25 protein-coding genes and 1 other RNA gene are annotated in these 21,746 nt (G+C 44.7%); 21 read left to right on the top strand and 5 right to left on the bottom strand.

Going from position 1 to position 21,746, the window contains the following annotated elements:
* Positions 1 to 62 precede the first annotated feature (62 nt).
* The 15 genes from QUA16_RS19345 to QUA16_RS19275 all read left to right on the top strand — a co-directional run bounded on the left by QUA16_RS19345 (position 63) and on the right by QUA16_RS19275 (position 9,306).
* Positions 63 to 329: a YciI family protein gene (locus QUA16_RS19345; protein ID WP_006632991.1), complete on the top strand. Its 267-nt coding sequence runs from the start codon at positions 63 to 65 to the stop codon at positions 327 to 329.
* 23 nt (positions 330 to 352) lie between these two features.
* An RNA gene (gene ffs / locus QUA16_RS19340) (signal recognition particle sRNA small type) lies at positions 353 to 449 on the top strand.
* Positions 450 to 472: 23 nt separating this feature from the next.
* A complete protein-coding gene (locus tag QUA16_RS19335; protein WP_333105219.1) occupies positions 473 to 853 on the top strand; it encodes a phasin-related domain-containing protein in 381 nt (126 codons plus the stop codon).
* Positions 854 to 1,051: 198 nt separating this feature from the next.
* Entirely contained in the window at positions 1,052 to 1,495 is a 444-nt protein-coding gene (locus tag QUA16_RS19330; RefSeq protein WP_333105221.1) for a hypothetical protein, read from the top strand.
* Between the two features lie 34 nt (positions 1,496 to 1,529).
* Complete coding sequence (locus QUA16_RS19325) at positions 1,530 to 2,099, top strand: Uma2 family endonuclease (RefSeq protein ID WP_333105222.1); 570 nt, start codon at positions 1,530 to 1,532, stop codon at positions 2,097 to 2,099.
* A gap of 96 nt (positions 2,100 to 2,195) precedes the next feature.
* Complete coding sequence (locus QUA16_RS19320) at positions 2,196 to 3,542, top strand: DNA phosphorothioation system restriction enzyme (protein ID WP_333105223.1); 1,347 nt, start codon at positions 2,196 to 2,198, stop codon at positions 3,540 to 3,542.
* Positions 3,543 to 3,627: 85 nt separating this feature from the next.
* Positions 3,628 to 3,903 (top strand): hypothetical protein, encoded by a 276-nt coding sequence (locus QUA16_RS19315; RefSeq protein ID WP_333105224.1) that lies wholly within the window; start codon positions 3,628 to 3,630, stop codon positions 3,901 to 3,903.
* Positions 3,900 to 5,966, top strand: a complete 2,067-nt coding sequence (locus QUA16_RS19310) for an AAA family ATPase (RefSeq protein ID WP_333105225.1) — start codon at positions 3,900 to 3,902, stop codon at positions 5,964 to 5,966. Before QUA16_RS19315 ends, QUA16_RS19310 begins: the two co-directional genes overlap by 4 nt.
* Positions 5,956 to 6,612: a Uma2 family endonuclease gene (locus QUA16_RS19305; protein WP_333105226.1), complete on the top strand. Its 657-nt coding sequence runs from the start codon at positions 5,956 to 5,958 to the stop codon at positions 6,610 to 6,612. The genes QUA16_RS19310 and QUA16_RS19305 overlap by 11 nt, the downstream gene beginning before the upstream one ends.
* A gap of 12 nt (positions 6,613 to 6,624) precedes the next feature.
* Positions 6,625 to 6,945, top strand: a complete 321-nt coding sequence (locus QUA16_RS19300) for a nucleoside triphosphate pyrophosphohydrolase (protein ID WP_333105227.1) — start codon at positions 6,625 to 6,627, stop codon at positions 6,943 to 6,945.
* A gap of 67 nt (positions 6,946 to 7,012) precedes the next feature.
* Positions 7,013 to 7,483, top strand: coding sequence for a DNA phosphorothioation-associated protein 4 (locus tag QUA16_RS19295; protein WP_333105229.1), 471 nt, complete (start codon positions 7,013 to 7,015; stop codon positions 7,481 to 7,483).
* A gap of 10 nt (positions 7,484 to 7,493) precedes the next feature.
* Entirely contained in the window at positions 7,494 to 8,540 is a 1,047-nt protein-coding gene (locus QUA16_RS19290; protein WP_333105230.1) for an endonuclease/exonuclease/phosphatase family protein, read from the top strand.
* A gap of 155 nt (positions 8,541 to 8,695) precedes the next feature.
* A complete protein-coding gene (locus tag QUA16_RS19285; protein WP_333077086.1) occupies positions 8,696 to 8,884 on the top strand; it encodes a DUF6888 family protein in 189 nt (62 codons plus the stop codon).
* Positions 8,885 to 8,894: 10 nt separating this feature from the next.
* Positions 8,895 to 9,086 (top strand): DUF6887 family protein, encoded by a 192-nt coding sequence (locus tag QUA16_RS19280; protein ID WP_333181298.1) that lies wholly within the window; start codon positions 8,895 to 8,897, stop codon positions 9,084 to 9,086.
* Positions 9,087 to 9,114: 28 nt separating this feature from the next.
* Complete coding sequence (locus QUA16_RS19275) at positions 9,115 to 9,306, top strand: hypothetical protein (protein WP_333181297.1); 192 nt, start codon at positions 9,115 to 9,117, stop codon at positions 9,304 to 9,306.
* A 105-nt stretch (positions 9,307 to 9,411) separates the two neighbouring features.
* On the opposite strand, the gene QUA16_RS19270 is transcribed toward QUA16_RS19275, so the two are convergent.
* Both QUA16_RS19270 and QUA16_RS19265 read right to left on the bottom strand, forming a co-directional pair.
* Complete coding sequence (locus QUA16_RS19270) at positions 9,412 to 11,004, bottom strand: DGQHR domain-containing protein (RefSeq protein WP_333105235.1); 1,593 nt, start codon at positions 11,002 to 11,004, stop codon at positions 9,412 to 9,414.
* A 144-nt stretch (positions 11,005 to 11,148) separates the two neighbouring features.
* A complete protein-coding gene (locus QUA16_RS19265) occupies positions 11,149 to 11,289 on the bottom strand; it encodes a hypothetical protein (protein ID WP_333105236.1) in 141 nt (46 codons plus the stop codon).
* 22 nt (positions 11,290 to 11,311) lie between these two features.
* On the opposite strand from QUA16_RS19265, the gene dndB reads away from it, so the two are divergent.
* The gene (gene dndB / locus QUA16_RS19260) at positions 11,312 to 12,433 is read left to right on the top strand and encodes a DNA sulfur modification protein DndB (RefSeq protein WP_333105237.1); all 1,122 of its coding nucleotides are present in this window, start codon (positions 11,312 to 11,314) and stop codon (positions 12,431 to 12,433) included.
* A 65-nt stretch (positions 12,434 to 12,498) separates the two neighbouring features.
* Here the strand turns inward: dndB and QUA16_RS19255 are convergent, their stop codons facing one another.
* Together QUA16_RS19255 and QUA16_RS19250 are read right to left on the bottom strand one after the other, a co-directional pair.
* Entirely contained in the window at positions 12,499 to 13,110 is a 612-nt protein-coding gene (locus QUA16_RS19255; protein WP_333105238.1) for a hypothetical protein, read from the bottom strand.
* Between the two features lie 67 nt (positions 13,111 to 13,177).
* Complete coding sequence (locus tag QUA16_RS19250; RefSeq protein ID WP_333105239.1) at positions 13,178 to 14,356, bottom strand: DNA sulfur modification protein DndB; 1,179 nt, start codon at positions 14,354 to 14,356, stop codon at positions 13,178 to 13,180.
* Between the two features lie 167 nt (positions 14,357 to 14,523).
* Here QUA16_RS19250 and dndC point away from each other — a divergent pair, with 167 nt between their 5' ends.
* The 5 genes from dndC (at position 14,524) to dndE (ending at position 20,655) form a co-directional block, all read left to right on the top strand.
* Positions 14,524 to 16,209, top strand: a complete 1,686-nt coding sequence (gene dndC / locus QUA16_RS19245) for a DNA phosphorothioation system sulfurtransferase DndC (protein WP_333181296.1) — start codon at positions 14,524 to 14,526, stop codon at positions 16,207 to 16,209.
* A gap of 163 nt (positions 16,210 to 16,372) precedes the next feature.
* Positions 16,373 to 16,573, top strand: coding sequence for a hypothetical protein (locus tag QUA16_RS19240; RefSeq protein ID WP_333105242.1), 201 nt, complete (start codon positions 16,373 to 16,375; stop codon positions 16,571 to 16,573).
* Between the two features lie 148 nt (positions 16,574 to 16,721).
* On the top strand, positions 16,722 to 17,174 hold the full coding sequence (gene tnpA, locus QUA16_RS19235; RefSeq protein ID WP_333105243.1) for an IS200/IS605 family transposase: 453 nt from the start codon (positions 16,722 to 16,724) through the stop codon (positions 17,172 to 17,174).
* An 815-nt stretch (positions 17,175 to 17,989) separates the two neighbouring features.
* Entirely contained in the window at positions 17,990 to 19,987 is a 1,998-nt protein-coding gene (gene dndD / locus QUA16_RS19230; protein WP_333105244.1) for a DNA sulfur modification protein DndD, read from the top strand.
* Between the two features lie 266 nt (positions 19,988 to 20,253).
* Complete coding sequence (gene dndE / locus QUA16_RS19225; protein ID WP_172191399.1) at positions 20,254 to 20,655, top strand: DNA sulfur modification protein DndE; 402 nt, start codon at positions 20,254 to 20,256, stop codon at positions 20,653 to 20,655.
* A gap of 119 nt (positions 20,656 to 20,774) precedes the next feature.
* On the opposite strand, the gene thiD is transcribed toward dndE, so the two are convergent.
* Positions 20,775 to 21,584: a bifunctional hydroxymethylpyrimidine kinase/phosphomethylpyrimidine kinase gene (gene thiD / locus QUA16_RS19220; RefSeq protein WP_333105252.1), complete on the bottom strand. Its 810-nt coding sequence runs from the start codon at positions 21,582 to 21,584 to the stop codon at positions 20,775 to 20,777.
* Positions 21,585 to 21,746: the final 162 nt, after the last annotated feature.

Genomic DNA, 21,746 nt, shown 5'->3' with positions numbered 1-21,746 from the left:
TACCAAAAACTCCATTCCCAATCTACAATCCAAAATCCAAAATCTAAAATCTAAAATTTAAAATGCCTTGGTTTGTCAAAATTGAGCAAGGAATTGTCGAAAAGCCTGTCTTTGACCAATACGTGCCAGCTCACAGAGCTTATGTCCGAGAGTTGATTTCTAAAGGACACCGAGCGAAAACTGGCTACTGGGGGCGGCGGGGCGGCGGTATGTTGCTGTTTGAGGCGGGTTCGATGGATGAGGCAAAGGCGATCGTCGCTGAAGACCCGCTGGTGAAGAACGGTTGCGTTATTTATGAAATTTATCACTGGTGTGTGGTTGAAGAATAAATAACTGTGTTATACTCAGAAATGAACTGGACCCACGCGATTCCAACGCCCAAATCTTGTCAGGACCGGAAGGTAGCAGCAACACGGGATGCTTGTAATAGGCGTGGTCTCCGGTTCACCCAGTTTTATGAGGTGTAGCTCCTATGCCTGGTTTCGGAGATATTTTACAAAAAGCAGTGTACCTTGGTGTCGGGCTAGCTTCCTACGCTGGTGAAAAAGCTGGCAGCAAGTTAACTGAATTACGCACTGAAGCCCAAAAGCTGGCAGACGAATTGGTGAAGCGGGGCGAGATGTCCACGGAAGAAGCTCGTCGCTTTGTTGATGATATGGTGCAACAGGCTCAGCAGCAGCCCCCCGTAGCCGCGGCTGGGAACGAAAAACCCGCTGAACCTCGGCGGATTGAAATTGTTTCTGAGGAAGAAGATGTCTCGGCAAAAGATGCTAAGGAGACAGGCGGCGTAGACAAGCTCCGGGAACAGGTGCAGAATTTACAAGAGGAATTGCGGCGGCTGAAGCGGGATTAAGCAGCAAAAAGGTCGCTCAGTAAAGCATGAAGGGAACTCAGGATAATACTCTTGAGTTCCCTTTTTGAATATCTGCCCTGTCAGATGTGGACGGATATCAGGCAATAGGTAATAGAATTGAAAGTAGGTGCGATCGCTTCGCATGAGGCTGGCTGCACTTGTCTGTAAAATATTTTGTAATAGCCAACTGTCAAATTCATGGAAGATTGGTCTAAAGATTTTTTCGGAGTAATGGAAAATGCTGTTTCTGAAGTAGAGCATTTTTTCAGCGAAATGGGCGAAGAGTTTGTCGAAATGCTGGACGTTTTGGCAAAAATGTCGGAAGAGTTTACAGAACAAGTACAAAATAATCTGATTAACGACATTGACGGTTATTTCAATGAATTTGACGGTTTATTTAATGAATTTATCGAACCGATAATTGAAATTTACCGCGACTTCGACCCGCAATTTGATGAGATAGATTTGTCGATGGTGACTTATGTTGATCCTTCGCCGACGCAGCAGCCGGCTTGTCGCGGTTGTCGCAACTATCACGGTCAAGTTTACGGGGGGAATTTGTTGGTTTGTGCGATGCACCCTACCGGTGTGGAATCGGAGAGTTGTGCGGATTGGGAAACAGACGGCGATGCAGATTTTTAATGGCGGAGTTGATTTGTTGAGGGGTTAATGGCTTATGGTAACGTCAATTCAGTCTCCGTCAAAGATTTCTCTGGAAGAGTTTCTGCTATTGCCAGAGACTAAGCCGGCTAGCGAGTATGTTGACGGTCAAATTTCTCAAAAAGCTATGCCCCAAGGAAAACACAGTACGTTACAATTCGAGTTTCCATCTGTTATTAATCGAGTTGGCAAACCGCAAAAGTTAGCTTTTGCTTTTCCCCAATTGCGCTGCACTTTTGGGGGATGTGCTGTTGTTCCAGATTTAGCAGTATTTGAGTGGTCGCGCATTCCTCTAAATTCTCAGGGAGAAATTGAAAATAGGTTTGAAATTGCTCCAGATTGGATAATTGAGATTTTATCGCCGGATCAAAGTTCAACTCGCGTGATTAAGAAGATTCTGTTTTGCCTCAAGAATCATACTAAATTAGGTTGGCTGATTGACCCGGAAGAAGAATTGGTAATTGTTTTTAAACCGCAGCAGGAACCTGAGATTAAAGAGAATGAAGATATTTTACCTGTACTGGATGTGCTGTCGGATTTGCAATTGTCGGCGACAAATTTGTTTGAGTTGTTAAGTTTTAATTAGAAATGAGTTACAGTTGAGTCAGGGTAATTTTGCATCTAACGGCATTTAAAGGTGAATCGCTCAACGGCTAATAATTCGCAATTTGGGTTTCCGAAGATGCCGCCATCGCTGCAATTGCGACAGTATCAGCGAGTGGCGGTTGCTAATTGGTTTGCGAATCAGGGACGCGGTACGCTGAAGATGGCGACGGGTAGTGGCAAGACGATTACTGCGCTGGCGATCGCCACTGAATTATACAATAAAATTAACCTGCAAGTCCTACTCGTAATTTGCCCTTACTGCCACCTGGTGAATCAGTGGGCGCGGGAATCGGAGAAATTTGGTTTAAAACCTATTTTGGCTTTTGATAGCGCCCGCAGTTGGCAAAATAAGCTGGCTGCGGGTTTGTATGAAGTGCGATCTGGCGAGCGAGCATTTCTCACCATCATCACTACTAATGCTACCTTAATGGGAGATAGTTTGCGATCGCAACTGCGCTATTTCCCAGAAAAAACCCTGATTATTGGAGACGAAGTTCACAACTTAGGCGCGCCGCGTCTAGGAGAAAGTTTGCCACGCAATATTGGACTGCGACTCGCCCTTTCCGCTACCCCAGAAAGGCATTTCGACGAACAAGGAACCGAAGCTATTTTAGATTATTTCGGCCCGGTTTTGCAGCCGGAACTCACCTTAGCCGATGCCATCCGCCAAAAAGCCTTAGTACATTATTTATACTATCCAATTTTAGTAGAATTGACCGAAGCCGAAACCCGCAAATATTCCCGCTTAACTCAAAAGATTGGCTGGGCGCTTTGGGGTGATGAAAAAGTAGAAGAAAACGATGCTTTAACAACTTTATTAATGCAGCGAGCTCGGTTAATTGGAGCGGCGGCTAATAAATTAGCAGCGTTGCGAGAATTAATGATTCACCGTCTCGATACAGCCCACACTTTATTTTACTGCGGCGACGGTGCGATCGAAGGAGGTGCGCGCCGAAATAACAACCGCCAACTAACAGAAACCGCGAAGTTATTGGGTTCAGAATTAGGCTACCGAGTTAACACTTATACTGCGGCAACTCCTTTAGCAGAAAGAGAACGATTGCGTCAGCAATTTGAGAGTGGAGAATTGCAAGGTTTGGTAGCGATTCGGTGTTTGGATGAAGGCGTGGATATCCCTGCAATTCGCAATGCTGTAATTTTAGCAAGCAGCAGCAATCCGCGCCAGTTTATTCAGCGCCGGGGACGCATTTTGCGGCCACATCCGGGGAAGGAAAGGGCAACTTTATTTGACATGATAGTTTTGCCTCCTGATTTGGGCAGAGAAACCTTAGAAGTCGAGCGCAATTTGCTGCGAAAAGAGTTGAAGCGGTTCTTGGAATTTGCCGATTTAGCTGACAATGCTGGGGAAGCTAGAGTGAAATTGTTGCAAATTCAGAGGCGTTACGGGCTATTAGACATTTGACATTTATTAAGGTTCGGTTTATGTTTGAGAATAGAGAATTATTCGATCGCAGTTTGAGTTGCTAGTTTTTAATATTTGAAAAAAAATGACTGAAAATCTGCATGAAAATCTGATTATGGCATTTAGATATGAAGATAGTGCGATCGCATCCGTACCGACAACTATTTTAGCAGAAAATCGTTCTGCTTATCAAACTCATCAGGAATTCAGCGACGTACAGCAACCAATTACTAGCGCGCCGCCCGAAGTCCGACAAATTATTGAGCGGGTATTGGAAATTGAAAAAGATAAGTTGTACATGAGAGCTCCCCGCCACATTAACGATGACATTTTAAAAATTATTAAGGAAGCAATTGTATGAAGTTAATCTCAATTACTCTGTGCAACTTTCGTCAATTTTACGGCAAAAGCCCCGAAATGAAACTAGCTTGGGGCAGGGAAAATATTACAGTAATTCACGGTAATAACGGCGCCGGGAAAACTGCCTTGATGAATGCCTTTACGTGGGTACTTTACGGAAGATTTAGCGCGGCTTTTGCGGCGGAAGAACAATTAGTAAACAAGCGCGCTCTGGCTGAGGCGGAAATGGGAAAAGCCGTAGGTTGTTGGGCGGAAATTGTGTTTGAACACGACAGCACACGCTACCAAGCAAGACGCATTTGTCGTGCTTATAAAAGTGAAAACACTGTCGAACATGGTAAGGCTGAATTGTTTCTGAATGTAGCAAAAGATAACGGTCTCTGGCTGAAGCCGGATCAGCATCCCGATGATATTATCGGGCGGATTTTGCCAGAAAGTTTACATAAATATTTCTTTTTTGACGGGGAGCGAATCGAGCAAATTGTCCGCTATGACAAGAAGGCAGAAATTGCGGAAGCTACTAAGGAGTTGCTGGGGGTGGAAGTCTTGAATAGATCGATCCGGCATTTAGGAGAAGCAAAAAAATCTCTAGAGACAGATTTAAATATAATTGGCAATGCTGAAACGAAGAAACTTTTAAAAGATAAGCAAAAATTTGAGCAAGAAGCTGAGCAACTTTCGAGCCGACAAGTAGAAATAGAGCGGGAATTGGCGCACCAAGGGGAATTAAAGAAAGCAGTTAATGGTAACTTGTTGGAACTTAGCGGTGCTGCGGATTTACAAAACTTGCGAGACGAATTGCAAAAGCAACGAGATTTATTGAAGCAACAAATTGTACAGGCTACAGATGCTCTAAAACGAGCAATTTCTGTGCGCGGTTACGCGGTATTTCTGTCGGATGCGGCGGCTGAATTTGAAGTGATTGTCGGGGGTTTACGGGAAGGCGGCTCCTTGCTTTCGGGGATTCAGCGGCCGTTTTTGGAAGAGTTATTAGCGCAGCAGCGGTGTATCTGCGGTGCGGAATTAGTGGAGGGTTCTGAATCTCGCCAACAGGTTAGCGGTTGGATTGATAAAGCGGGTGTGGGCGATGTGGAAGAAACAACTATTCGGATTAGCGATCGGGTAAATGAAATTGATAAACAAGTGGCTGATTTTTGGGAGGAAATTGACCGACACCAAGGCAATATCAGCCGTGACAGAACCGAACTTTCTCGCGTGGAAAATCAGCTAGACGATATTCACAACAAGCTGCGAAATTTTCCTGACGAGGATGTCAGTCGCTTGCAAAAGCGCTTGGATGAAATTGAGGCAAAAATTGGCGATTTGCACCGGGAAACAGGCTCTAACCACCAGCAGATTGAGAGTTTGAAGGCTTCGATCGCCAATCTGGACAAGCAAATCGATAAGCAGCAACTGAATGAGCAAAGGCAAGTATTAGCCCAGCGCCGGATTGCTGCGACTCAGGATGCGATCGATCGCCTAACTGAAGTGCGAGATCGCTTAGAAAAACAGTTTTGTTCTCAGTTGGAAAAGCGAGTGCAAGATATTTTCAGTCAAATTTCTTTTACTCCTTATATCCCCAAGTTGAGCGATAAATACGAACTGACGCTAGTAGAAAATACCTCTGGAAAAGAATCATTGGTTGCCGCTTCTACGGGAGAAAATCAAATTCTCAGTTTGTCGTTTATCGGCGGGATTATTGAAGGCGTGCGGGAGTGGAGTCAAAAAAATACTTTGATGGGCCCGGATAGCAGTACCTTTCCAATTGTGATGGATTCTCCATTTGGGAGTTTGGACGAGATTTATCGCAAGCAAATCGCGAATAAGCTGCCGAAGTTGGCGAATCAATTGGTAGTTTTGGTAACAAAAACTCAGTGGCGCGGAGAAGTTGCTCAAGAGATGGAAAGTTGCATTGGCAGGGAATACGTGCTGGTGTACAATTCTCCGAAAGCTGATTGTGAAGAAGATGCGATCGAACTTGGCGGGACGCGCTATCCTTTAGTTAAGCGCAGTCCCAATGAATTTGAATATACGGAAATTGTAGAGGTGGAGTATGACTTCTAATTCGGCAATTACGCAGGCTTTGGAAACGGATATTTGGGTGAAGGCGACGTGGGAAGAGTTTCTAAATTTTGCTGAGGATTCAGAATGGGAAAAGGGCAAGTTTTATTACTATCAAGAACACATGAGGGTAGAAATGTCACCAGTAGGGCCATTGCACGGGCGTCAAAATTCAATTATGGCCTGTGTAGTTATTCTGTTTGCAACATTGAGAAATATCCGAGTAGTTCAGTTTACTAACACCAGTTTTCGCAAAGCGGGTATCGGCGAGTTTCAACCTGATTTAGCTTACTACATTGGTTCAGATTTGAGAGTTCCTCCTAATGACAGCAATTCACCTGTTGATTTGGATGAATACGATCCGCCTAATTTGGTAATAGAAATTGATGCTTCTTCTTTTAACGATGATTTAGGCAGTAAGCGGTTGCTTTACGAAAATGCAGGAATTAGTGAATATTGGGTTGAAAGTGCGAACACGCGGGAGGTTTTTGCGTTTGCGATTAATGGCGGAGGTAGCGGGAGAATTCAAGAGTCGCGGGTTTTACCGGGGCTGGAAATCCGGTTAGTTGAGGAAGCTTTAAACCGGAGTCAAACAGAAGATGATGGGGAAATTAATCGCTGGTTGATTCAAACTTTTAGTCAAGGTTGAAAGGAGTTTGACGTGGAAAAAGAGTATCATAAGTTGGTGCGCGATCGCATTCCTGAAATTATTCGCCAAAGCGGGAATGAATGCGAGGTGGTAATTTTGTCGGAGGCAGAATACCGTCAAGCTTTGCTGCAGAAATTGATTGAAGAAGCGGGGGAAGCGGCAGAAGCCCACGAGGAAGATTTGGTGGCGGAATTGGCGGATTTGTATGAGGTGATAGATGCGGTGATGGCGAGTTTTGGCATTTCGGGCGATCGACTTTTGGCGGAACAAATGAAGCGGCGGGAAGCAAGAGGAGGTTTTGCACAAAAAATTATGTTGTTGCGGACATTGTGAAGTGGCCCTGGGCCCAGTGTTGGATATTGGCGAGATTTATAATAGTTAGAAACTAGATATTATGACAATGGCTGCTAACAAAATTAGAATTGCTAAAGATAAAGCGGAGTTAGTCAAATCATTAACTTTATCGGATAACCACACTGGCCCTTTCCAGACTTACGCCGATGTCATCGCCTTCGCCGCATCCTTGGGAAAACAGCGGAAAAAACGATCGCCTTTGGGGGAAATTTCTAAACGAGAACCAGGGGCGATCGATGTTGATATCTTTGTATCGAGGGGCTACGATATGGCGATTAAATTAATTGCGATCGCCGAAACCAAAAATCCTCAAATTCTCTCCCATCTCGACGAACAATTGGAAGCAGAACGCTTGCAAATTTTTGAAGAATATGCTAATGGGGGACTGGAAATTTTGCGCGAAGAGTTGCGGGGTGCGGCGGATTATACCGATCGCCTGTTGTTAGTTTTGATTTCTGAAAGAGACAACCAACATCGGTCAAATGAAGAATTCGATTTAAGCAAGTTCTTATTTTAATAGGTTCCCAATGAAGTATGTACTAGCAGAGATCGTAAAGAAAGGACTCAAGGAATTTGCAAAAATTTTCGCTTACAGCTACTCAGGATTCATTATCTGCTATTTCATTCTCAAATTAATTTTTTGGGATAGAATAGGAATTATTGCCTTAATTAGCACTTTTAGCCCCTTAATTTTATTCCCAACTTTTTTGCTTCCCATCATCGGATTGTCAATTATCCAAAAAAGATGGTTCACTATTATTTCTGCGATCGCCTGCATTATCTTAATAAGTTGGCTGCAGGTCAAATACTTTTCCCCCGCACCAATAAATCTTACAAATTCGCAGCCCAGTCTCAAAATTTTATCCCATAACGTCGGTTGGCATGCAACTCAGTCACCTACTTTAGTTAAACTGATTCAGCAGCAAAAACCCGATATTATATTTTTACAAGAAATCGTTAGGAAACATACCGAAAGAGCTTTCACCTGGTTAAAAGCAGACTACCCCTATCAAATTGGCACTCCCCCTGTAGGAATTCTCAGTAAATATCCGATTGTATCCAGCGAAATACTGCACTTAGCCGGCCATCCAGAAACGCAGCAACGGGCAATCATTAAATTTAACGAACAAGAAGTAGTGATTTACAATATGCAAGCTACCGGGCCGTGGTTTAAGAGATATAGAATCGGGCGTTTTCTCCAAATTCCAGTTTACAAATATGGCAAACGAGCGCCTGAAATTCAAGACTTAGTGCAGCGAGTTGAGCGAGAAACTCTGCCAGTAATCGTCGCGGGCGATTTTAATATGACAGATGAAACTCAAGACTATGACAGGGTGCAGAAAGTCATGCAAGATTCTTTCCGAAAATCGGGATTTGGGTTGGGTTTTACCTGGCCTCACGGTTGGGAACTTAAGTTATTGGTAAAAAGGTCGAATTGGAGATTAAATTATCCCGTTTGCCGGATTGATTATATTTGGTATTCAAAGCATTGGGGTGCTAAATCGAGTTCGGTTTTGGAGGCAACCGAGTCCGATCATTTGCCTGTAGGAGCCGAACTTATTTTGTTGAAATAAAGCGGTATAATGTATATAAATTGAGAGGTAAACTTGGGTACAGTATCGAGCGGTAGTAGTGTTTTATAGACAAAAGTTGCTAAAAGTGATAATATAAATATACAACTTTCCTTGAGCTATATGTTAAGATAAGTATTAGGTTGAGTGATTGACAAATGCCTACTGCTGCCCAGCTAGAGAGTTTATATCGCATCAGTTATCAACTGACATACACGATGCTTCAGCCTATACATCTGATTTGTGTTGACGATCGCACTCGTAACGTATACATATTGGCTGGGTACGATGAAGAGCTTGAGTTCCAAATTTTACCCAATGGGGAGTTTGCTGATGAGCCAAGTTAACTATAACGCTATGTCGAATACTGAATTGAAACAGTATTTTCTTAAACATCGTGGAAATCGAGCCGCTTTTCAGGCGTACTTAGACAGAATCAATCAGCATCCGCTGAGGATTATTGCAAGTCCCGGCGATCCAGATTTTGATGAGAAAGTTCAAGCCGCAATTCGCCGCAAGTTAGAAATGGCAAGAAATGGCAATAGTTAGCAATATAATAAAATTGATAGGCACACCCATGCAAATTAACCTCACCATTACCGATCGCCTAGAACAGCAACTTCTTGAGAAAGCTAGCCAACTCAACCTGCCCATTGAAACCCTGATTTTAGAATCGCTGCGCCAACTGTTTCAAGAACACGAAGAAGAGCTATCTAAAGAAGATATCCTCAACAGTCTTCGGATTGCGCTTCAGAAGACGGTAAAGTAGCTTTACCCTCAAAAGATTCGGCGGTTGAAACCGCTTCTACACGAACGAAGTCCGCCTTCGCGGACTAAAGAATAAACGAGTTGTAAACTCGGATATAATAAAAACTTAGCTAAGCACTGGTGGCAATCCTACCTCTTGCGGCTGCACAAATCGGCCGTTAAAACTAATAGCTTTATCCTCAAAAGTCCTCGCTTGGGCCACCGCTTGCCGCAAATGAGCTCGATCCATATCGTCCTGAATTCCCCCCACCAAATATACAATTAACTTCGTCGCTAAATCCTTTCCAGAAACTAGCATTCGCTTTTTGTTCGGATCGTACAAAATCCCGTACCACGCAGACTCAGGATTGTCCATGTGGCTAAATCCTTCATCGACATCGTACCTGCGGAGTTTGTCGAAAATAGATTTCAGGGAAAGTTTCTTTCTAAATACTAGAATTCCCAAAGCATTAGCTAAAGCAATTTGACCGACGGGACGGAACAAAATATTTCCCTCGCCCCCTGGCTTTTCAAAACTAAATCGGCGCAATTCGGCCGTTTCTTCGCCGCTTTCAATTCTTTGATAGCTGGGTAAAGTTGCTAAATGATCGAACAATTTTTTAAACTCTTCAATTCCCTCTTTTAGTTCTTCATCTTCGGGACGCATGGGAATTAAACCTTTTCGTTCCGGCTTCCAATGAGGGAATTTGTATTCTAAATACCGTTCGGACATATCTTGCAGCGCTTGCAATGTGGTTAACACAGTTGATTTGGCTGCGACTGTCGCGCTGTCCCAATTGACGCGGGGGTTTCTGTCATCTTGTTCTTTTAATAAGGGATGGGTGACGGCAATTTTGCGGGCGCAAATCGCAAATCCGTTATCCTCGTTTAATAATGCTAGCTGGCCCTGACTCAGCGTTACGGCCATTAGGTTAACGTGCACAAAGATCGATCGCACGCGCCGTTGTGCTTGCTGTCGCGTTTCCCCCGCTACCGCCGCCGGGATAAACTCAATCCCGATTTTTTCGTGAGCTAATTTATACACTGTTTCGGGGTCGATTTGATACTCTTCTGCTAAATCTTCTAGAGTAATTGCAGCGCCGACAGGTTTTTTATTTTTGTTGTATCTTTGCAGGATTCCGGTTTTAATTAAACTCATTAAACCTTGAACTCCCATCAGCCGATGCTGGCCGTCTAAGGCAAAAATGGAGACTTTTTGAGAAACATTCAAAAGCCCTAAGTTCTCGTTTTTATCAAAGGATGTAAATTCAGTCGCGGATTTGGTTGCTACGCCATTCTTATCCCATTCCTCGGCTAAAGGATTATCTACCCACGGGGGACTGACGACTACTAAAACTGCGGGGAATTTGTGCGATTTTCGGGCTGCTAAATATTGAGTGAGGGTGGCTTGGCGCGACCAATCTAAGGGACGCTGGATAATTTCGTCAATGGTTTCGTCGTCGCGGACGATGTTGTTGGTTTGGAGGTCAAATTTTTGGCGGAAAAGCGGCATTTGGGAGGCGAAACGGACGCGAGAGTCTAACCATTCTAGGGTGACTGAACCGATGTATGCTTCGCTGTTTCCCATCTGGGTTTTTTGTACGAAAATGCGATCGTCCTTTCCTAAATAATTATCTAATAAAAGTGCGATTTCCTGTCTGTCGCTATTTTCTTTTTCTAAAATCTTTATAGCGAGGTCATCCGCTGGGTTGGTGTTCATCGGCGGTTTTTAGATAATTAGGCTATTTTTTCAAAAAATATCATATATTAAACTTTATGTCAACACTTGTTTTTAAAAAAACCTTGTGAAATACTTAATTTATGCCCTACTAGCCCACCTGAATACCATAAAATTTGCCAAAAGTCAATAGCTATTAATGCCCCATGCCCCATGCCCAATGCCCCATGCCCACTGCCCCATGCCCCATGCCCAATGCCCCATGCCCCATGCCCCATGCCCAATGCCCCATGCCCCATTCCCAATGCCCCATTCCCAATGCCCCATTCCCAATGCCCCATTCTAAAATATGTCTACTCCTTCCTTTGAATACATTTTGCCGGTAATTCGGGGAATTCAAGCGGGCCGCGAATATTACGTGTCGATGTGTCCGGTGCGTTTTTTGCCGAAATTGTTTCCCTTTGAATCTGAAGATTTGCCGCCTTCTATGCGGGGGAAACGCGCGCTTAACAAAGCTAGGATTCCCGAAATTGCTGAGTATTTTGTTAAGAATCCTACAAATTATACTTGTGGGGCAATTGCTGCTTCGATTGATGCGGATATTACTTTTGAAGCAGTTGGAAATGAGGCGGAGGAACGGAAAATCGGTCGCTTGCGGGTGCCGATGGATGCTAAGTTTACTATTAATGACGGACAGCATCGCCGGGCGGCTTTTGAGATGGCTTTGAGGGAAAATCCGCAGTTGGGATATGAGACGGTGGCGCTGATTTTGTTTCTGGATATTGGGTTGGAAAAATCGCAGCAGATGTTTGCTGATTTGAACGGTTTTCAAGTTCCTTTGGAGGCCTCACTCAGTCTACTTTACAACCACCGGGACGATGGCGCTTTTGTGGTGAAGGCGGTTGTTAAGCAGGTTGAGGTTTTCCGGTGTTTGACTGAGATGGAGAAGGGGAGTTTGAACGGGCGATCGCACAAATTGTTTGCGCTGAGTGCGATCGATCGTGCTATCATGGCTTTGCTGTCTAATATTCACGGCAGCGAACAGGCAAAACTCTCTGGTTCTCGCACCAAAAAAGAACAGAAAGAGGAAGAACTTGCTCAAAAAATACAACTGGCGGTTAGTTATTGGAATGCGGTTTGCAGTTTTATCCCAGATTGGCAATTAGTTCTGCACAAGCAAGTGGCGGCGGGGGAAATGCGCCGGGATTGCGTGCACTGTCACAGTGTTGTGCTTGAGAGTTTGGGGGAAGTTGGGGCGGCTTTGCTGTCGGTTTTTCCTGAGAGTTGGGAGGAACATTTGAGCCTTTTGCAGCAGGTTGATTGGTCGATTTCTAATCCTGATTGGGAGGGTGGGATTTTGTTGAAAGGGGGGATTTCTAAGTCGAGGGCGAGTGTTAGTTGGATGACTGATTATTTGAAAAAGCGGTTAGGTTTGGAAACCGCAAATGCAGCACAGGCGGGACGCCCGTAGATACAGCACAGGCGGGACGCCCGTGCCACCTTTGTAATTGCGCCAAAATGCCGCCAAAAACTAGGCTAATTAAAATAGCGTCTGAATGGTTCTGCAAGAATGCCCAATATTTGGTCTAGCTGAGTAATAAAATATTCAGTCAAATCAATTTTTAACAACTGATTTTCTAGAATTAGGAATTTCCAGTTTGTACCAGTTGAAACTGCTCCATAAATTGCGGATTGTTCTTGCCCTTTGCGGGCATTAAATATTTGAGCTGCTGCCATCTGAGCCGCACACTGTCCCAATCCTATTCTAATATCGTTGTCTTTGGCTTCCACCAATGTCAAGACTGGGGCTGTCACCAATGATTGATTGCTCGATGCGCTGAGGAGAAAGTCACAAGCCCCGGTTAATCCTTTGCTCTCTTCTACGTTAAATGTGTTGCCGGAAAAGTAGCCAATTTTGTTGTTAAAAGTGCGCCGTATTTCTAGTAGAATGGGAGTGATGATTAATTCCGAGCGAGCTTTTTCCGTGCTGATACTTGAGGCTAAGTCTAAAGCTTCGTCTAGAGTTTGTGTGAGGCGTTCTGAAGGTGCGAGGGGGGTAATTTGGCTGAATAAGTGGGGAATGTCTTCAACGGTTAGATCCAGGGTTGAGACGGCTTGGTCGATGGTTTTGAAGTCGCTGTAGGACATATTTAGTTTGCGGATGGGATGGATTTGAGAACCGCAGATGCACGCAGATGAACGCCGATAATATTAGTTAAATCCATCCTAACTCGGCTTTTGCAGCCTCGACCGCCATTTTTACAGCACTAGCACTTGCTGTTATTTTATAGGAGGCTCTTGGATTATTAGGGTTGGAGTTAGATAAAACAACATTTCCCTCCCAAATATGGCTTTGTCTAGACCAATCCAGTTGTGCCAATTCCGATACTTTTTCAGGATCAAAATCTTGGCTGCTATCTGTGTCATAGGTATAGTATAGCAACCGACCTAAAACTTCTAGCCCTACACTTCTACCTAAGATACAGTATTCCTTAAAATGATTCACATCTTCAACTGTCAAATTTTCAACGCTGGTTTCACAAATATGTCTAGTCTGACTACATTCGGAAAATAAATTGTTAAGACATCTAGCCAGAATACTTGAGGATTCAGCAACGTCATAATCTGTGAGTTCCTCATTTGGGCCGTCAGTAAACGCACAACTCACCAATTTTGCTATAAAATTAGTTGTGTATATAAGTTTCCTTTTACTGTCGGGATTAGTTTTGATTTTATCTGTTTTTCCATGAAACATTAAAACTTTTTCAAGCAAGTTTTTGGTAATACCAACCCTACCTTCAAACTCACCGAATGACAAAAGTAAGGATTTATCAAGTTGTCTTGTCTGCGCCATATCTCGAAAATCCGCCTGACACTGGTTAAAGTCTTCCTCTAAAACCAATGTAATAGGGAAATCATTATCACCTATTAACTCGCCGTCAGCACTTTCAATTAACTCGTGAATAGCGCGCTTGCGATGCTGTCCATCAGTAATATCTAACTTAACACCACGATGAATAACTACTAGACAAATCCCCCGACCTAGTTCTATAATGTCAATCTTTTCTGGATCGACATTTGCTGTCAGTGTCCCCAAAATCCAGGGTTGATCGTTTCTAGCGCGTTTAAGAATATATTGTTTTACTTCCTCAGCATGACCCTTTATCTCTGGGCGGTTTTTACCAGAATCAGGATCGTTGCCAGTTGATGGTTTGGCCTGGAGGAGGGTAGGCAAGTCATCAGCCGGGATATTTATTTGCACCATCTTCCGCTTCCCCTGCTGAAAAGTTAGCCCTGGATAACACTTCTGACGGTGATACTTGGCAAAGTAAGGCTCTAGAACATCCTCAAGTTTCTGGCTTGAATCAGTCTCTGGGTAGTTGTTTTCAGACATAATGGGGGTAAAAGCTTATTTAATTATTATAACTTTTTTGAGGGTACGTGAACCAGGGATGCTATTGTGCAAAAAGGCCAATAACAAAGACACATGGATCAGTATGCTAGCAAACAAGCAGATTGTATCATAAAACTGAAAAAATAGCAAGATAGGAGTTTTAAAACGTGATAGAAATTCAGCAGATGTCATTATTTGCGCCGCGAACAGTTAAGGAGTTACTCGATGAGATAAAAGAGCTAACTAAAGAAATTCAAGAATTATACTGCTCAGACGCTATACCTTGGTTAATCGGTTGGAGTGGCGGGAAAGATAGCACCGCAGTATTGCAGCTTATCTGGAACGCAATCGCAGCACTTCCGGTCGAAAAACGCACAAAAACGATCCATGTAATTACAACGGATACTTTCGCTGAAAATCCTATTATTTCGACTTGGGTACGTAAATCTTTAACTAAGCTCAAGATACTTGCTCAAGAGCAAAAAATGCCTGTTTCCCCGCATCTGCTTCATCCAGAGGTGAAAGAAACATTCTGGGTATGCTTAATTGGTAAAGGCTATCCAGCGCCTCGCAATGGATTTCGGTGGTGTACAGATAGGCTGAAAATTCAGCCTGTAAATCAATTTATCCGAGATTTAGTTCGAGTACATGGTGAAACTATTGTTGTTTTGGGTACTCGCAAGGCTGAAAGCAGCAAACGTGCAGCAACAATGAAAAAGTATGAAGCAGGTAGATTGCGCGATCGTCTCAGTCCTAATGGTCGCTTACCTAACTCTTTAATTTATACCCCTATTGAGGATTGGCGTGATGATGAAGTTTGGCTGTATCTAATGCAGTGGGACAATCCTTGGGGAAATAACAATAAAGATTTATTTGCCATGTATCGAGGTGCAACAGCAGACAATGAATGTCCTTTAGTTGTCGATACTTCTACCCCTAGCTGCGGCGATTCTCGCTTTGGGTGCTGGGTATGTACAATGGTTGACAAAGATAAATCTATGGAGGCAATGATTCAAAATGATGAGGAAAAAGAATGGATGCAGCCTCTTCTCGATATTCGTAACGAATTAGATATAAAAGACGATCGCCCAAAAAGAGACTTCCGCCGCATCTACGGTAGAGTAGAACTGTTTGAACGCAACATGGGCGACGACACAACCTCCGTCGAACCCATCCCAGGGCCCTACACCAAATTCTGGCGAGAACACTGGCTGAGACGAGTCTTGGAAGCACAAACCCACATCCGCAAAACCGCACCCCTAGAAATGCGCGACATCACCTTAATTACCCCAGAAGAACTTAGCGAAATCCGCCGCATTTGGCTGGAAGAAAAGCACGAATTCGACGACTCTTTACCCCGGATTTACGAAGAAGTCACGGGCGAACCTTTTGAAGATTCCCGTCCCGCCGCCGAAAGAAAACTCCTCGGTAGCGATGAATGGACTGCGATCGAAGAGATTTGCAGCGAGGACAAAATGCACCTCGAATTGATGGCAAAACTCCTTGATACAGAACGCCAATACTACACGAAACCCCGCCGTACAGGCATTTACGCCGATTTGGACAAGTGCTTTGAAACCAGTTCGCGATCGAAGGAAGAAGCGATTGGCAACGCCCACTATCAACGCAATTTAAAAAAAGCGGTGGAAGATATTAAAACAAATCCGACGGAAAAAATTCAGCAATTCAAAGATGCGATCGCCCAAACCAACAGTTCCGCCAAAAATGATACCGTTGATATTGCCAAACTTAAAGAAGAACTGGAAAGCAACAGCAATCAAAGCAGACAGCTATCTTGGGCGGATATTAAATTTTCACCGCCCAATTCAGGAGAGGAAAATAGCAAAGATTAGGTCAATAATGTCGATCGGGCGATCGGGCTTTGGGGCCTCGGGCTAACCCGAAGATCCTAGGAGTGATTGAAATCCCCGTCTCATAGCGAAAGTCGGTTAAAACCGACTGAAGAACCAAATCAAACCATCGCCGCTTTCAGTCCTCTTAAAGAGGACTTCAGCTATGAGACAGGGATTTCAATCCCTGTCGTACTCGGGGACTCGCACTCTCGACCCCGATCGCACTCTCGACCCCGATTGTCCTCTGCAAGATTGGGCTTACCCACAAGCCCGCCGGGGATTGAAATCCCCGTCTCATAGCCAAAGTCGGTTAAAACCGACTGAAGAACCAAATCAAACGATCGTCGATTTCAGTCCTCTTTAAGAGGACTTCAGCTATGAGACAGGGATTGAAATCCCTGTCGTACTGGGGGACTGTCGGATCGTCGGACTCGCCGATCGACCCCGATCGCACTCTCGGATTTGGTCACAAAATGATAAATTAACCTAAAAAATTAGGAGGAAAAATCTTTATGGCAATGTGGCGGCTGTACTATCATTTAGTTTGGGCAACAAAAGAGCGACAGCCTCTCATCTCTGCCGCAAAAGAAACCGAACTTTACTCTTATATCATCGGCAAAGCAGACTCCCTCAATTGCATCCTTCATGCGATCGGCGGCACAGAAAATCACATCCACTTAATAGTTTCCATTCCTCCGACCCAATCGATCGCTGAATTCGTTAAAAATATTAAAGGTAGCAGCAGCCGTTATCTCAATCAAACTTTGCAAAATCCCAATAAATTTTCATGGCAAGAAGGATACGGAGTATTTTCTTTAGGACAAAAACAACTAGACTCAGCAGTCGCTTATGTGATAAATCAAAAGGAACATCACTTGCAAAAAACCACCAATTCGCATTTAGAACAAATTACGGAGCAAGACCATCCACCCACCCGGTGGCACCCGAATTCGGCAGAGAATTAATTGAAAAACATTGGCCGACTCTCGGACTCGCGGGTTCTCCAGCTATTGCGTTTACATCCAGATCCTAGGAGTGATTGAAATCCCCGTCTCATAGCAAAAGTCGGTTAAAACCGACTGAAGGGCGAAATTCAACGATGGCCGATTTCAGTCCTCTTCAAGAGGACTTCAGCTATGAGACAGGGATTTCAATCCCTGTCGTACTGGGGGACTCACACATCGACCCCGATCGACCAATCGAGTCGATCGGGCTTACCCACAAGCCCGCCGGGGATTGAAATCCCCGTCTCATAGCGAAAGTCGGTTAAAACTGAGATATTGCACCATTCTCAATTAGCCGTAGGGGCGGGTTCGCCAACAGCCTTAAAGCTTGCAAATAGGTTCTATAAACCCGCCCGACCCCACGAAAAATCCTCTTATTGATATTGCTGCAAGATGTCAGTTAAAACCGACTAAAAACCCAGATTCAACAGTCACAAACTTCAGTCCTCTTCAAGAGGACTTCAGCTATGAGACAGGGATTTCAATCCCTGTCGGACTCTCGGACTCACAGATCGACCCCGCTCAACCAATCGAGTCGATCGGGCTTACCCACAAGCCCGCCGGGGATTGAAATCCCCGTCTCATAGCGAAAGTCGGTTAAAACCGACTAAAAACCCAGATTCAACAGTCACAAACTTCAGTCCTCTTCAGAGGACTTCAGCTATGAGACAGGGATTTCAATCCCTGTCGGACTCTCGGACTCACACATCGACCCCGGACTGTCGGACACGCCGATCGCACCCACCAACTTTCATCCCATCTCAACAACATCTACAATGCAATTCCTCGAACTCGTCCTCAAAAACTTCGGGCCCTATGCAGGCATCCAAACCATCAATCTCCGCCCCGAAAAAGACGGAAATCCCTGCCCAGTCATCCTATTTGGCGGCATGAATGGCGGCGGCAAAACCACCCTCATGGACGGCATTCGCCTCGCCCTCTACGGTGGCCGCGCCCAATGTTCCACCAGAGGCAATTTAAGCTACAGCGACTTTCTCAATCAATGCGTCAACCGCCACACTCCCCCATTAGAAGATACCCGTGTCGAACTAACATTTGAACAAGTCCAAGACGACAAATTAACTCAATTCAAAATAGTTAGATACTGGAAAAAATTAGACATCAAAGACACCTTAAGCATTCTCATATACAGCGAGATAGTCAGCGATTGGTGGTCGGACAAAGCAATTACTAACACCTGGGACGAATACATCGAAACCCTTTTGCCAGTTGGAATATCCAACCTATTTTTGTTTGACGGCGAACAAGTAAAAGAACTGGCTGAACTCGAAACACCGCCAGAGTTTGTCGTCGGGGCGATTAAATCTCTTTTAGGTTTAGAATTAGCAGAACGCCTCGCCGTCGATTTAGAAATATTAGCCGGCCGCAAGCGGAAAGAAATTGCTGGCAAAAAAGACTTGGCTGCTTTAGAGAAAATCGAAGCAACTTTTAAGACAATTACTGATGAAATAGACTTAGCTAAGCAAGAACAAGCCAGCTTTAAAAACGAATTAGATAAAGCTCAAAAACATCAGCAACAAGCATCAGACAAATTTATTTATCAAGGCGGGAAAATTGCCGCCGATCGCAGTCAACTAGACAGACAGCTAAACGACTACAGGAATCAGGCCGAAAAAACCCGTCAATCCATGATGGAATTAGCATCAAATACGCTACCACTAGCCTTAATTTCGCCCTTGCTAACCGAAGCAAAAATTCAAGCAGAAACAGAAGCCAGCCAGCAGCAAGCAAAGATTGCCCAAAATCTTATCAAACAAAGAAGCGATCGCCTTCTCAACTATATCGCAGAAATCTCCTTAAATCCCCAACAGCTAGATAAAATTCAAGACTTCATCCGCCAAGAAAACCAAGAACTAGAACAGCAAGCCGGAACAGACGCCCCGCCCTGGATGAACGCCGACAACAACAGCATCCAGCAACTAGAAAACCTTCTTAGCTACCAAATCAAAGCCCAGCAAATTCTAGCCCGCGACCAAATAGAAGAAATCAAAAACATCGAATCAGAAATTGACTTCACAGACAGAGAACTCGCAGCCGCAGCTTCCCCCGAAGCCTACGAAAAACTAGAAGAAGAGGTCAGGAAAGCCCAAAAAGCAGTCGCTATCGCAGCCGCAGCCTTGGAATCAGCCAACCGCCGCGTCGATGAATTAGAGAGAGAATTAGCCAAAAACCAAAAAGAACTAGAAAACTACAGCAGCGAATACATCACCATCAGAAACAGCCAACACGTCATCGCTTCCATCGCCAAAGCCCAAGCTACCCTGAAACTCTTTAAAGAAAAACTCACCCTCAAAAAACTCAACAAACTCGAAATAGAAATTACCGACTGTTTCCGGTACCTGTTGCACAAAACTGACCTCGTGCACAGAGTTGCGATCGACACTCAAACATTTAGCCTCTCCATTTACGATCCAGAAGGCAAACCGGTACCCAAACACCGACTTTCTGCCGGGGAAAAACAATTGCTGGCGATCGCCTTTTTGTGGGGATTGGCTAGAGTATCCGGGAGACAATTGCCAGTGGCGATCGACACTCCCTTGGGCCGCCTCGACTCCTCCCACAGAAACAACCTAGTCGAACGCTATTTCCCCTCGGCCAGCCACCAAGTCATCCTGCTTTCTACCGACACGGAAATTAGAAAAGTAGAATACGAAAAACTCCAAGAATTAGAGGCGATCGCCCACAGCTACCTCCTCAAATACGACTCCGCCAAACACCAAACCACCGTCGAAAAAGGTTACTTCTGGGAATAAAAATTTGCGCTAAAAAATAGCCGCAACCCCCTTGACTTTGCTGGGGAGTTGCGGTAGTATATATATCATAATGGGATGGTTGCGAAAATTTTATTTTTGCCACCATCCCATTATTAAGGATAAATCCTACTAAAATAAGAATACCAAAAAAAACCGATTTAATCAAGTCGCGCCGTGTAAAAAAATGTTAATTATTTCGGGTTATCTAGAGGCTTTGCTTCCCCAATATTAACACTGTTTACAATATACCAAACAATCTCAAACTCATGGAACCACCACTCGATCGCATCCGCCTCTCCCAAACAGGCAAAGACCAACTATCAAAACTGAAACGATCGACCAAAATCGATCAGTGGAATATTCTATGCAGGTGGGGATTTTGCCGATCGCTCGCCGAACCCAGCATTCCATCCCCAGTACCAATTCCCAGCGACAGCAACGTCGAATTAAGCTGGGATGTCTTCGGCGGCGACATGGCCGATATCTTGATAATTGCCCTCAAGCAGCGGTGTCACCAAGACAATTTAGGCACAGAAAAAGAAACTCTAGCCAAACAATTTCGGCTGCACTTGCACCGAGGGATTGGTTATTTAGCGGGCGATCCGAATATTAAGAAAATCGAAGACTTGGTGGCGATCGCTCTTTCGCCTGAAAAATTAAGAAATTAACTGATTGTTGACACTTGACAGTTGACAGTTGACAGTTGACAGTTGTTATTGGTTATTAGCAGGCCCAAGCGAGCAACAAATAAATAACCAATAACCAATAACCAATAACCAATGACTTCTTATTTCAGTAAAAGCGGGAAAAAATGACCTACTGGCCCTTGGCCTTCCCCAATATCCAAAGCATATTTGAGAGCAGTAGTAACATAATCCTTAGCCAATGTCACCGCCGTCAATAAATCTTTACCTAATGCTAAATTAGCGGCGATCGCAGCACTCAAAGTACAACCAGTCCCGTGAGTATTCCCAGTATCAACAGTCTCAGTCTTCAACACATCCAACCGCGTACCGTCAAACCAAACATCAATTCCCCGCAAATCTCCCGCCATCCCACCGCCTTTCACCAAAACAGCTTTCGCACCCAAACGGTAAATCTGTTGCGCCGCCGATCGCATATCGTCTAGAGAAACAATCTGCAAACCGCTCAAAATAGTCGCCTCAAACCGATTGGGAGTCACGACAGCAGCCATTGGAATCAAAACATCCCGCAAAAATGCGATCGCCCCGTCATCAATCAATCGATCGCCCGATCGTGAAACCATCACCGGATCGACAACCAAACTCCCTATTCCCAAAGCTTTTACCTGTGAAGCCACCGCCGCCATAATTTCCCGATTCAGCAGCATCCCAGTTTTAACCGCATCCACCCCAATATCCCCAACCACCGCCTCAATTTGAGCCGCCACAGCCTCAGCAGACAAAGCATCCACCCGCGTCACCCCCAAAGTATTTTGAGCCGTCACGCAAGTCAAAGCACTCGTACCGTGCACGCAGTGAAACGCAAAAGTCCGCAAATCCGCCTGAATCCCGGCCCCGCCGCCACTATCAGAACCCGCCACAGTCAAAGCCACAGGAATCCTAGATTTAATCATCTTCTTCCACCCCAGATAAACGCCAACTTGAACCAGACAAATCCCAATCATATCTGTGGCACGGGCGTCCCGCCTGTGCTTCCCCGTGGCACGGGCGTCCCGCCTGTGCTTCCCCGTGGCACGGGCGTCCCGCCTGTGCTTCCCCGTGGCACGGGCGTCCCG

This window comes from Microcoleus sp. S13_C3 (assembly GCF_036700905.1).
In the GTDB taxonomy this organism is placed as follows: Bacteria; Cyanobacteriota; Cyanobacteriia; order Cyanobacteriales; family Microcoleaceae; genus Microcoleus.
The sequence above is the reverse complement of the archived record's forward strand: the minus strand, read 5'-3'. Positions and strand labels throughout refer to the sequence as shown.